The following is a 12,923-nucleotide window of genomic DNA, read 5'->3' on the forward strand; positions in this document are numbered from 1 at the left end:
TAAGCTTCCTGAGAATTCGAGCGCAATCCGGACAACCTCAAACTTTATTCAGCATCACCGTCGATACCGCAAAAAAAACCCGGCCAAAATTGGTCGGGAGTTAATTAATCAGGGTGCATCTACCAATTAAGCTTCCTGAGAATTCGAGCGCAATCCGGACAACCTCAAACTTTATTCAGCATCACCGTCGATACCGCAAAAAAACCCCAAACCAAAATTGGTCGGAAGTTATTTAGGGCTTGCTGAATAAGTTAAGAAAAATCACGATCGCAATTGATGGGTGATTCTAGTTCGGCGAAACATAATTTTTTGTTTTCTCTAACTTGTCCAGTTATACTTTTTGATAATAACTGACCCGTAAATAGGTGTGATTTTCGGTTATTGACATAAAAAAACGCAAAAAACCCGTCTTAACCAGGTAGAAAGGTTGATTACTAAAAAAGTAATAGCAATGGCTGTACTAGAAGTATTATCAAGTTTTGCCGCCACGCGATTCAAGCTGAATCTTCGTTTACGCAAGTCCCAAATTTGCCCTCAATAGTGTTACCAATTCTCTCATCTTCCCAGGCTTGTTTCTTTGTTTCCTTACTGACATTTGCTGGTGGCCTCCCTAACGGAAACCCACTCATTCTAATTTCTCTTTCTTTACACGCCCGCTCGGTTTTCCTTTGTTCGATAAATGCGAGCTGCATGGACTAATTCACTGATAGTATCCTGTGTAACTTTTAAATGCTTCTATTAGGGCTTTCAAGTCTCTCGATTCGTTAAAATTATCCCCACTCATCCGGTCTAAAAATACATATCCTGAGTAAGCAACTCGCTGACATTTTTGCTCCAAACTCTACAGCTTTTCCGGCTTTCCCTCTGACAATGGGACTGATGTGGGGTTGGCTTAAACTTACTATTCTATCTTCTATGCTCTGTTTGTTATTTTTAAATAACCACTGTTGTTGGCGATAGACTTCTGTGAGGACTAGACTGGTTTTATACTGCTTTTGGTTCATAATTTCTAGGGTGACACCTGACCGAAAGCATCCAGGATACAAGCCGCCGGATTCATTCCTTCGGAGACTCAGTACCCAGAAATAAAAAACCTGTATCCGATAAAACTTGCCCCCGAATTTATCCGTGGATCAATGCTTCAATTCTTTAATCTAAAATCTAAAATCTAAAATAGATTGACTAGATTATATTTTGAATATGAGCTAGTTTTTTTTAAATATATTAGAGTTGTTTTTCGCCACTGCTAAGTGATTTTTTCTGGCATTATTACGGTAGGTTCTTGGTTTTTTATTGGTTTGATATTTGATCTGTTTATACAGGATGTCTATGATTTTTTATGTATAAACTCTGGCTTTGTTTAATAATCCTAAGTCGGTCGGATAGGTAATATCGGCTGCGGCCGAGGGAGCATCTATGATTAATTTTCCTCGATGGGATGACTCATTTTGAGCGTCCGAATCCTTTTTTTTGGTTCTGGCTGGAGTGGTTTCGGGTATGTTTCGACCATTCGTTCACTTTATTAATTAGGTACGCACTAATACGCCCGTCGTAAGTGAACCAATAGTGACGGGTCAAATGCGAGTTCATTACTGTAGGTTGATGGACCGATAAAGTATTGCAGATAGGGGTTGTCGCGGACTTTTTCTACTCTTGGACGATCGCTGATGCCTAATTTTTCCTTAATAATTAATGCCCCGGACGCCATCCGAAAAGATTTGGCACGGGCTCCCATTTCTGTGGGGAAGTTTTCAGCAGAATATGCTTCAAACCCTGACCACTGAATGAGTTCGGCTATTTTTACCCAACGGTTATCTGGTGACAACTTTCCACATGAGGGGAGTTCAAAGTCGGAGGGTGATAGGAGAGCAAGCTCAGCTTGTCTGTACAGGCTCACAAATGGTGATGCACGGGTTTTGACCTATTTTACCTATTTTTCACGGCGACCTGACGGACGATCGCGCGATCGCATAACCCAGCTATCGTAAATCTTTTGGTCTTTATTCAGCAAGCCCTAATTAGGAACGGACTCTGGGGCCCATTCCACAATAAAATTAAGTTTTGTGGAACGGGCCCCAGAACCCGTTCTTGAAAATGGTGAAAGATGTAAGCTCAAACCAATAATCTCGTAAACCCGCCCCGACTTTCCTAGACTAAGAAATTCTGGACAACATAGTTCCCCACATTTCTACCCGCACTCAAACCATTTACGTTAGCACTCATGAAATGAATGCCTCCGTAAAGGCGACTCATGCCCGATTCGTCGGCCGCTTCGCTGAAGTTTTCGTAGGTTCGCAAAGTGTTGATAGATTGATCTCCCCGATCTCCAAAGCCGTAATCCGAACCAAATACAGAACTCATAACAGGATCAGCAGCACCGCTAAAGGTACTGTGGCCCGACGTGTACTCAGGGAACGGCGGAGTAGTTAGCAGCGGAGTCCACTGGGCGTCGGCTGTCGTTTCGGGATTGTTGTCTGTCTCCGCTTGGCTGATACCTGTCACCGGTCGCCACAAGTTGTACTCATACTTGGCATCCCAGCAGCTAATAGCTGCATCGGCGAGGGCAATATTTAGCAGGGCGAACAAGCGGGCGCTATCTTCCAGGGATGTGCCGGTGAGAGTCGCTGTTTCTTCGGCGATTTGGTTCCAGTGACCAGGAGGCGTAAACGTCCCAGCGCCGTTGGCCCAGAATTTGGCTATGACTGTTTGATCTGGGGTGCGCGTGAGGCTGTCACTTTTGCCGATTTCTTGGACGTAGTTAAGTTCCTCTGCGTACTGGGCGCTGTCAAGGGCGGGCGGGCCGGGCGGGCGGAACTGAGAACCGCTAGTCATCGCAAAGGGAGTAACTTCGGCCCACTGTGGCGCTAGCCCTGCGGCAAAAGCGGGGGGAGTCGGCACCCAACTACCGGGGCCGGTTGAGGGGGTGGGCTGCACTACTTTCGTGATGCCGTCTGTACTCCGCGAACTGATAATTTGGTCAGCAACTTGCTGTCCGAGGGCAATCCCGTCTTCTTTGGCTTTGCCGTCGGTAATTTTAGCTAAAGACGATGCGTATGCTTCGTTGAATGTGGCTGCTTGCGCTGGGTAGAGGTTGACTAAGACGCGGTGGGCGGCCGTGGCGGTGGCTGCTTCTGCTGATGTACCTGCAGGTGGGTCTATTTCCACGAGGTAAGGGGTGTATTTTTTGCTGATCGAGTTAACAGCATCGTAAATGGCTGCGTGAACCATTGCCATGTTGCGGGAGGCGAGGGGAGGCGGGGTGTTGGATGTCCGCACTGCATTCAGCATGACTCCGTTCCACTCAATGACAGGGTTTCCCGATAGCTGATTTGTGAATTGGTCGCGGTTGATTGTGTTGCTGTTGACTCCCGGCAATACTACTAAATACTCGCCCGTGAGTTTGTCTTGAATTACGGTGCTGTTGCTGTTGGCACCGGTGCCTTGCTGGATGTTTAAATCTTCAAAGGTGAGGCCGTCTAGCAATCGAATTTTGTCATTGCCGTTGCCGAAGTCGGCGATGTAGTCGGCTGTGGCTACAGTGGGGCCGCCGCTGCCTTTAGAAATGGCAAATATATCATCGCCTGTGCCGCCGCTCACGGTATCGCTACCTGCGCCCGGATAGATGATATCGTTGCCGGAATCGCCACTAATTAGGTCGCTGCCTTTACCCCCCCAGAGGATGTCGTCGTCTGCACCACCAACAATCGTATCGTTACCTTGGTCGCCGCAGATTTTGTCTTTGCCGACATCGCCTTCGAGATAGTCGTCTCCGCTGTTGGCATAAATTATGTCGTTGCCATCCAAGGCGTTAAATCTGTCTGGTTGGATGGTTCCTTCGAGATAGTCAAATTTAGCACTGGGGGTCAGGGATGCCATGTTTATTTATTGGATATTTTGATTAAAGTGCAAAGGTTTCGTAAACTCTGTAGATGCTTAAGTGTGTTTACCCCTAGTTTAATAGTATTAAGCTTTATGGCTGGGAAGTAAACACCACAACACAACTTTATTGAATCTTTAATATTTAACGGGTTTATTATGAACTTTTGCGGTCTGAAGCTACGCAAAAACACAGTTATTAAAACTGCCTTGAATACTACAACTTTGTTAAATTTTTACAAAAATACTATTTTTTTTTATATTTTGATAGAGCAAGAGAATTTTTACCACCATCAAGGGAGCGGATTGTGTAACTGAGTAAGTATATATTTATTAAGCACTTCTCAAAGCTGCGATCGGGTCTAGTCTGGCGGCTTGGCGGGCGGGGACAACGCCGAAGAAGAGGCCGACTGCACCGGATACACTGACAGCAAGGGCGATCGCCACGGGTGATATTCCAGCTTGCAAGGGCGTGAAATTGCCTACAAGCAAAATACCGCCGACACCTACGCAAGTACCGACTATCCCTCCGGCAGCGGATAAAATCACAGCTTCGACAATAAATTGAAACAAGATATCTTGTTGGGATGCCCCGATCGCCTTTCTGAGCCCAATTTCCTGAGTGCGTTCGCTGACGGACACGAGCATAATGTTCATAATCCCAATTCCGCCGACTAATAAGGAAATGCTGGCAACAGCAGTTAACATCAGTGTCAGAGCCCCAGAAATCGAACCCATTGTTGCCATTAAATCTTTTTGATTTCTGACTGTAAAATCATCTTCGGTAGTAATTTTGTGCCGCAGTCTCAGCAGGTTTTCTACCTGAAACTGAGCCGCATCCATTTGCGATTCATCTTTAATCGAAATAAATATCGACGTGACAGCTAAACCGTAGGGAGATTTCCGCCCGACTATGCGATTAGCCATTGTGGTGATCGGCACAGCGGCGGAATTATCAAAATTCGTACCAAAAGATGTGCCTTTGGGCGCCAATACTCCAATTACTTTGACGCTGACATTTTGGATACGCACCTGTTCGCCCAAGGGATTTGTATTGCCAAAAAGTTTCTGGGCTAATTCAGAACCGAGAACCACAACTTGGTTACTTTGCTTAACATCGAGTTCCGTCAAAAACCGCCCTTTTGCCATTTCAAAGCTTCTGACTTCTAGAAATTCTGGAATCGTGCCGAAAATTAGAGCCGAAACATTTTTGTTGCTGTAGCGAACTATTTCGGAACTGTTAAGTTCTGCTGACACGCCTTGAACAGAGGGGACTTGAGTTGCGATCGCCTTAGCATCTTCTACTATCAGTGTTTGAGGCGCACTTGAGATGGTACTTCGCCTAGCGTTGGGAACTCCAGGCCTCACGATTAATACGTTTGTACCCAGGGATTGAACTTGTCCTGCTACAAATTTTTGAGCTCCTTCTCCAATGCCAATCATTGCAATTACTGAGGCGTTGCCGACAATCATGCCAATCATTGTTAAACTGCTGCGAGTTTTGTTGGCTAGTAGCGTTTGACCGGCCATTTTGACGCTTTCAATAAAATTCATACTTTGTTATGAGTTATTAGTTATGAGTTATTAGTTATGAGTTATTTTTATAACAGTCAACAGTCAACAGTCAACCGTGAACAGTCAACAGTCAACAGTCAACAATCAACAAACTAATTAAGCACTTCTGAGTGCCACAATCGGGTCTAATTTAGCAGCTTGTTTTGCAGGTACGATGCCGAAAAATAAGCCGATGCTGCCGGAAACACCGACTGCAAGTGCGATCGCCACTGGGGAAACGCTAGCTTGCAGGGGAGTAAAAGCAGCTACTAAAAGCACGCCGCCGATACCAAATCCAGTGCCGATCGCCCCGCCTGCTGCTGACAAAATCACAGACTCGATCATAAACTGAATCAGGATATCTTGCTGAGAAGCTCCGATCGCCTTTCTCAGCCCAATTTCCTTCGTGCGTTCGGTAACAGAAACCAGCATGATATTCATAATCCCGATGCCGCCGACAAACAGCGAAATTGCCGCCACGAAAGCCAACATCAAGGTCAAACCACCAGTAATGTTGCCCAAAGTTTTCATTAAATCTTTCTGATTTCGGACCGTAAAATCATCTTCTTTAGTTATCTTATGACGCAATCTGAGCAGATTTTCTATTTGAAATTGGGCCGCTTGCATCATAGTTTCATCTTTGATAGCAACCGAAATAAATGTTACTTTTGTACCGTAGGGAGACGAGCGACCAACAATGCGATTGGCCATTGTTGTCAGCGGTAAATAAACGTTCATATCTTGATTGTCGCCAAAGCTGGAACCTTTTGCCTGCATGACTCCAATCACTTGAAAGCTAGAATTTTTGATACGAATGTATTGACCCACTGGCTGTGTATTGCCAAATAATTGTTCGGCTGCTTCCGATCCTAAAGCTACTACATTTTCTTGTCTTTCTAAATCTAATTTGCTTAAAAATCGACCTTGACCAACATCAAAGCTTCTGACTGTCAGAAATTCGGGAGTAGTTCCGACAATGGAAGATGAGACATTTTTGTTGCGGTAGGTAACGAGTTGACTGTCATTGAGAGTTGGTGCGACTTCTTGGACAGAAGCAACTTGAGATGCGATCGCCTCTGCATCTTCCACTACTAAAGTCTGGGGCGGAATCACCGGGCGGCTTTGTGCTTCAGGACTTCCGGGAATAATAAATAGCAAGTTTGAACCCAGAGAGTTAACCTGTCCTTCGATAAATGTTTGAGCTCCTTCGCCGATACCGATCATCGAAATGACAGAAGCATTGCCGATGATAATTCCTAACATCGTCAAGGTGCTGCGAAGCTTGTTTGCCATCAAAGTTGTGACGGCCATTTTGACGCTTTCAACAATATCCATAATTCGATTTTAGATTTTAGATTTTAGATTTTAGATTTGGGATTATTCGATTTTAGATTTTAGATTTTAGATTTGGGATTGGATTATTCGATTTTAGATTTTAGATTTTAGATTTTAGATTTGGGATTGGGATTATTGGTGTCAACTTAATATTTAAACCCATAATAAACTCGCTTGTAGCCGAGTCTAGATCCCCCTAAATCCCCCTTATTAAGAGGGACTTCGACTGCTCTTGTCCCCCCCTTGTTAAGGGGGGTTAGGGGGGATCTCCGGGGAAAGAAAACACCCTATAGCGATCGAGATAAATAATGCCCCATGCCTTATGCCCCATGCCCTATGCCCTATTTCTGATTCTTGATAATATCCTCTAATTTTTTACCTTGAGGAAGTTCCGTAAAAACGCGATCGCCCGCTTTCGCACCCTCCAAAATCTGAATCTTGTTACCAATAGTCGATCCCACAGTCACAGGCTTAAACTTCGGCTGCTGCTTCTCATCGGGAACTAGCACACCCGTTTGACCTTTATTAGTCACAATTGCCACCGTCGGCACAACTAAAGCATTGCTCAACTTTTCACCAACAAATCTCAAATCTACATTCATCCCCGATTGCAAGAAATCCTTGCCTGTATCAATGGCAACTCGCACTTGGAATAGCGTCACATCCCGTTCCTTAACTGCTTCCGGCGCAATTAACTTAACGCGGCCTTTAAACACTTTATCTGGATAAGCGTCAGCCACTATTTCAACGACTTGACCCGGTTTAATTTGACTGATATCAGCCTCCGGGACTTTCGCCAAAACTTCAACATCTCTAGCTAGAGCGACAATCGATGTCGAAGTAGCCGAAGTAGCTTCCGATGCCGAAGTTGCCGGAGTTACAAAAGCTCCTTGGATGGCATATCTTTGGGTAATAACTCCAGCAAAAGGAGCGCGAACTTTCGTATCTTCTAACTGCACTTCTTGAAAGCGGACTTGAGCTTGAGCTTCGGCTAATTCAGCTTGAGCTTGAGCTATTTCTTCGGGGCGAGAACCGTTTTCTTGTGCGTTCAATTGGCTTTTTGCTTCAGCAACTGCTGCTTCGGCTTGGGCGATTTCTTCTGGACGGCTGCCGTTTTCTAGCTGCGCTAATTTGCTTCTAGCTTCGGCAACTTCTGCTTCGGCTCTCGCAATTTCTTCCGATCGCGTGCCGTTTTGCAATTGCTTCAATGCTTGCTGCTCGACTTGCACAGCAGCTTGCAGTTGCTTAATTTGCGACTCCCGACTTTCTTGCAGTTGTTGCACGCGTCTTTGGGACTCTATTAATTGAGCTTGGGCAGTACGATTTTCTTTAATTAATTCATCCAATTTATCTTTAGCAAGAGCACCTTCTTCCACTAGCGGCCGATTGCGTTCCACCCGTTGAGCGGTTAGTTCGGCTTGGGCTTTACTCGAGTCAATTTGCGTTTGTGCTTGGGCAATTTCTTGTTTTACACTGCCGGTTTGAGCATCTGCTAAACGAGCTTGAGCTTGGGCTAAACGAGCTCGCCCTTGGCTGACTTCTTCTACGCGGCTGCCGGCTCGCAGTCGCTGCAACCCTGCTTGAGTTTGCTGCAAGCGAGCTCTGGCTCCTGCCACTTCTTCAACGCGGCTGCCGGCTTGGACTTGCGCGAGACTGGCCTCGGCTTGCTCTAAGCGCGCTCGGGCGCTGGCGATGTCTTCCGATCGATTCCCGGCTTCGATTTTGGCGAGTTTGGCTCGCGCGCTGGCTTCGCGGGCTTGAGCTTGAGCTAGTTGAGCTTCTACATCGCGGCTTTCCATGCGGGCCACGATTTGTCCTGCTTCGACTTTATCGCCCTGTTCGACAAATAATTCTGCGATGCGGCCGGAACCTTTGGGGCTGAGATTGACGCGCTGTACGGGCTGCACGGTACCGCTCGACGTGATCCGCACGGTGAGGTTTTGCGCTTCCACCGGCACTGTCATAGTGGCGATCGCATCTACTTTCGGCTGCGATCGACTTTTTGCTATATATATAGTGGTCGGTACAGCTAGCAACCCGGCTGCAACCAACCCAATCGCCCACCGCTGCGGTTTGCGCGCGGGTTTCTTCGGAGACTGCTTTTGGGCGGTTTTTTTATCTGCAATTTTGGTCTCTGCGGCCTTGGTGTCTACAGTCTGAGTATCTTCCACCTTGACCTGAGCAGTTTCCTTTTTAGGGCTAACGATCATACCGACTCACCTAATTTAATCTCAGGATTACCTTAAAGGTAAAATTTTTGCTGATGCTTGGCATCGTCTTTCAGACTCATCCGATCGGGTGATTTATAAAAAGTTCCCCAACCAGCACCTGTAAACAATTATAGCTAATCTTTGCAAGTTATTAAAAAATGTTAAGTTTTTTCAGCCAAAAGAGGTGGATCTAAACAAAATCGCTCCTGGCTGCTGGCAAATAAAAATATATTTTAATAAAAAATATCATTTTTGGGATCGAGAAGCGCGATCCTCAGCAGCAACAAAGGCGGATCTGGCAGCGGGCGATCGACTACAGTAGGTCATTGCGGACTCGTGTTAGCGATCGCAGCGGGATCTGCCAGTGAATCGCTCGTAACGACACAGTATGGACACACTTAATTCTCATAAACCCGGTTTCACGGGTAGCGGTGCGTAAATCTTGAATACATATCCGCCCTGTGCCCACAACAGGTTAAAATATTTTTCAAATCCGTTAAAAATGGAAAATAAAAACAATGAACCGTCCTCAAAGCGTTACAGTTCTGGCAATCTTGCAGCTAATTAGCGGCGTATTCAGCCTCCTTGACGGCTTGTTCATCTTACTTTTTGCTGGCATTTTTGGCGGTCTCGGTGCGGCTGTCGGCGGGGCGAAAGTTGGCACTGTAATCGGGGGCTTTATTGCAATTTTTGCGGGAATCAGTTTTATTTTAGGCCTCCTCTCCTTACTCTTAACTTGGGGTTTGTTTCAACTAAAAAATTGGGCTTGGACGGGAACATTAATTGTCCATATCATCGCCACCATCGCGCAAATTGCCAAAATGTTGGGCAGCGGCGGTACAGCAGTCAATTTCTTAACTCTGGGTTTTGCAGTAGCTAGCATTTATTACCTGCTGCGGCCGGATGTTAAACAAGCATTTCGTGTCTGATTTCCTTTTCCTTAACGGTACTGAATTCTCGGATCGAAAAAAGCATAGGAAATATCAACCGCCAGATTAATCAGTACAAAAGTGACAGAGACAAAAATTACTCCTCCTTGAACAATTGGGTAATCCCGCGTCAGAATACCGCTATAAATCCAAGAACCAATTCCCGGCCACGAGAAAATTGTTTCAGTCAGAATAGCGCCGCCTAAAAGAGTGCCGAACTGCAAACCGATAGTTGTGACGATCGGCAAAAAGGCATTTTTCAAAGCGTGTTTCAAAATCACCCAATATTCCGGTAATCCCTTCGCCCTCGCAGTGCGGATGTAATCTTGAGAAAGCACTTCCAGCATCGCAGAACGAGTGATGCGAGCTATAATCGCCAGAGGAATAGTTCCTAAAGTCAAAGCTGGCAGGATTAAATGGGCGATCGCATCCCGCAAAGCCGCAAAATCCCACCTCAGCAACGCATCCAAAATATAAACACCCGTAATCGACTTAAAACCAAACCCCAAATCTACACTAATCCGCCCGCTAGGAGGTAGCCATTTCAGATAAACAGCAAACAAATAAATCAACATCAATCCCAACCAATACACTGGCAAAGATACGCCAATTAACGAACCACTCATCGCGAGATTGTCCAGCCAGCTATTTTTATGAACAGCAGCCAAAATCCCCGCCGGAATTCCGATAACCAATGCCACCAACATCGCCACCACAGACAGTTCAAAAGTAGCAGGCCAGCGACTTATTATTTCATCAATTATGGGAATACCACTAATAATACTATTTCCCAAATCCAAGCGGATCAAACTCCATAGAAAAGCCAAATATTGCAAATGCAAAGGTTGATTCAAACCTAATCTCACTCTCAACATTTCCACCTGTTCGGGAGTTCCACGTTCTCCCAAAAGCACTGTAGCTGGGTCTCCCGGTATCAAATGCAAAAAAGTAAATACTAGCAGAGTGATTCCGAAAAGGACTGGGAATAGTCCCAGCAAACGTTTAATAATGTAATTAATCATTTTTTTAAGATAGATTTGCTCCGCTCGGATTTGGCTGCATTTTCACATATCGTTATATGGTTGGTAGGGCCGGGTTTACGAAAAATATTTGTAGTAACGAAGGATATGGATAAACCCGCCTTTTCTTAGGGAACCGCGAAGAGAAGAGGGCGGGTTTATGAATTTACTAAATTATTTCATATATTTCTCGTAAAACCCGCCCCTTGTATCAACACCAATATATGCAGGTAAAACCCGCCGTTTTCAAGACTTACTAACATCCTCAAAAGACTCAGAACCCAAAGGACTCGGAATCCAACCTTGAATATTCTTGCGTTTGCCTAAAAGTGGCTGCGAATGTACGATCGGCAAACGTACAGCTTCCCCATGCAAAATCTCGCTAACTTCCGCATAAATTTTCGCCCTAGCTGCTTTATCACCACTCGCCCTCCCCCGATCCAAAAGTTCCAGAACTTTCGGATTTTTCCAATTTCCCAAATCCGCCGTAGAACCCGGCCCGAAGTGAGGATAATAAAAATTGTCTGGATCGCCATAATCTCCCGTCCAACCCATCATAAAAGCTTGAAATCCGGGAGGTTTGAGCCGATCGGCTAAATAAGCAGACCAATCCTTTGTCAGCAATTTTACCCGAATCCCGATCGCGCTCAAATCCGCCGCAAAAGCCTCAGCGATCGGCTTCGGCGTGGGAAAATAGGGACGGCTGACGGGCATATACCACAAATCCAAATCAAAACCGTTCGGATAACCGGCTTTCGCGAGCATTGCTTTAGCTTGCTGCGGGTTAAATTCATAATCTTTAACTTGATCAGACGCCGCCCAATTCAGCGCAGGCGGGATAAATTGCGAATCATGTTTTCCGAGTTCTCCCCAGAAAGCTTGCACTATTGCTGTCTTGTTAATTGTTTGGGCGATCGCCCGCCTGACTTCCGGTTTTGACAAAGGTTCGTAACTCGGATTTAGCCCTAAATAACCGACATTAAAAGAAGGTCGCACAACAGCTTCTAAATTAGGATCTCCCTGAACTTCTTTTAATTGATCCGGCGTTAAATCTACAGTAAAATCAAGTTGTCCTGCTCGCAACTGAGCCAGTCTCGCCGCCGGATCATCAACAAAACGAATTATCAATTGATTGACTTTTGGCGTGCCAGTTTTCCAATAATTCGGATTTTTCTCCAAAACTATGCGATCGCCCGATCGCCATTCCTGAAACACAAAAGGCCCCGTCCCCACCGCCAGCGACGCCGGAGTGCCGTACTTAGCACCCGCTTTTTTCACCGCCGCCGGACTCGCCATCCCGAAATAACCAGACCCTATCGCCGAGGGGAAAGCAGCAAAAGGTTGATTTAAAACAAACTTAATTGTAAACTTATCAACAACTGCCACATCTTTTACTAAAGAATCTTTTTCTCCCTTAAACCCGCCAAAAAAATCTTTCCAAATTGAATAATTCTTGCCCGCTTCTCGAAAACCGTTAGGATTTTTCGCATCCCACCAGCGATCTACATTAAACTTAACAGCTTCCGCGTCAAAATCCGTACCGTCGTGAAACTTTACCCCGGAACGCAACTTAAAAGTCCAAGTTTTGCCATCTTTAGAACTTGACCATTCAGTAGCGAGACTCGGCTCAAGTTCCACAGTTCCCGGTTTGAAATCACTCAAGCGATTGTAAATTTGGTCGATAACAATCACCGAATTGCCATCAGTAATATTTCCCGGTTCCAGATTGACAGGCGGCCCGCCCGCACCGTAAACTAAAGCCCCAGCCGGAACAGCAGCAGGAGTTGTCGGAGTTGGAGAATTATTGCTAATCGTGTTTGAGGTCGTGCCGCAATTTGATAAAATTACAGCCATCCCAAAAACTAGACTTAATAAAACTAAACGCCAGGGTTTTAACAATCTCATTTCAATCGCTCCGGTTTAATCATTACTCACAAGTTAAGCTAAAAGCACTATTGTCAATGAGTAATTTTACTCATCTTTTACCTGTTGACCCAATT

Annotated in this window: 7 protein-coding genes and 1 pseudogene; 1 reads left to right on the plus strand and 7 read right to left on the minus strand. The window is 45.5% G+C overall.

Annotated features, from left to right (window positions below):
• Positions 1-378: 378 nt before the first annotated feature.
• The 5 genes and pseudogenes from QUB37_RS29850 to QUB37_RS12340 form a co-directional block, all read right to left on the minus strand.
• A pseudogene (locus QUB37_RS29850) lies at positions 379-1,891 on the minus strand (IS5 family transposase).
• Positions 1,892-2,148: 257 nt separating this feature from the next.
• The gene (locus QUB37_RS12325) at positions 2,149-3,876 is read right to left on the minus strand and encodes a chemotaxis protein CheB (RefSeq protein WP_333162267.1); all 1,728 of its coding nucleotides are present in this window, start codon (positions 3,874-3,876) and stop codon (positions 2,149-2,151) included.
• 333 nt (positions 3,877-4,209) lie between these two features.
• Positions 4,210-5,430 carry an ABC transporter permease gene (locus QUB37_RS12330; RefSeq protein ID WP_333162271.1) on the minus strand — a complete coding sequence of 407 codons (1,221 nt, stop codon included), beginning with the start codon at positions 5,428-5,430 and terminating at the stop codon, positions 4,210-4,212.
• Between the two features lie 117 nt (positions 5,431-5,547).
• The gene (locus tag QUB37_RS12335; protein WP_333162275.1) at positions 5,548-6,765 is read right to left on the minus strand and encodes an ABC transporter permease; all 1,218 of its coding nucleotides are present in this window, start codon (positions 6,763-6,765) and stop codon (positions 5,548-5,550) included.
• Between the two features lie 341 nt (positions 6,766-7,106).
• On the minus strand, positions 7,107-8,975 hold the full coding sequence (locus QUB37_RS12340) for an efflux RND transporter periplasmic adaptor subunit (RefSeq protein ID WP_333162278.1): 1,869 nt from the start codon (positions 8,973-8,975) through the stop codon (positions 7,107-7,109).
• 518 nt (positions 8,976-9,493) lie between these two features.
• Between QUB37_RS12340 and QUB37_RS12345 the strand changes: the two genes are divergently transcribed.
• Positions 9,494-9,904, plus strand: coding sequence for a hypothetical protein (locus tag QUB37_RS12345; protein WP_333162282.1), 411 nt, complete (start codon positions 9,494-9,496; stop codon positions 9,902-9,904).
• An 11-nt stretch (positions 9,905-9,915) separates the two neighbouring features.
• Here QUB37_RS12345 and QUB37_RS12350 read toward each other — a convergent pair whose 3' ends face one another.
• Both QUB37_RS12350 and QUB37_RS12355 read right to left on the minus strand, forming a co-directional pair.
• On the minus strand, positions 9,916-10,926 hold the full coding sequence (locus tag QUB37_RS12350) for an ABC transporter permease (protein ID WP_333162284.1): 1,011 nt from the start codon (positions 10,924-10,926) through the stop codon (positions 9,916-9,918).
• A gap of 243 nt (positions 10,927-11,169) precedes the next feature.
• On the minus strand, positions 11,170-12,828 hold the full coding sequence (locus QUB37_RS12355; RefSeq protein ID WP_333162286.1) for an ABC transporter substrate-binding protein: 1,659 nt from the start codon (positions 12,826-12,828) through the stop codon (positions 11,170-11,172).
• Between the last annotated feature and the right edge of the window lie 95 nt (positions 12,829-12,923).

The organism is Microcoleus sp. AT3-A2 (assembly GCF_036705685.1).
In the GTDB taxonomy this organism is placed as follows: domain Bacteria; phylum Cyanobacteriota; class Cyanobacteriia; order Cyanobacteriales; family Microcoleaceae; genus Microcoleus.

Bases quoted from the DNA above. Each gene is read 5' to 3' on its own strand.
- QUB37_RS12350 (WP_333162284.1), bottom strand. From the start codon at position 10,926: ATGATTAATTACATTATTAAACGTTTGCTGGGACTATTCCCAGTCCTT.
- QUB37_RS12325 (WP_333162267.1), bottom strand. From the start codon at position 3,876: ATGGCATCCCTGACCCCCAGTGCTAAATTTGACTATCTCGAAGGAACC.
- QUB37_RS12340 (WP_333162278.1), bottom strand. From the start codon at position 8,975: ATGATCGTTAGCCCTAAAAAGGAAACTGCTCAGGTCAAGGTGGAAGAT.
- QUB37_RS12335 (WP_333162275.1), bottom strand. From the start codon at position 6,765: ATGGATATTGTTGAAAGCGTCAAAATGGCCGTCACAACTTTGATGGCA.
- QUB37_RS12345 (WP_333162282.1), top strand. From the start codon at position 9,494: ATGAACCGTCCTCAAAGCGTTACAGTTCTGGCAATCTTGCAGCTAATT.
- QUB37_RS12355 (WP_333162286.1), bottom strand. From the start codon at position 12,828: ATGAGATTGTTAAAACCCTGGCGTTTAGTTTTATTAAGTCTAGTTTTT.
- QUB37_RS12330 (WP_333162271.1), bottom strand. From the start codon at position 5,430: ATGAATTTTATTGAAAGCGTCAAAATGGCCGGTCAAACGCTACTAGCC.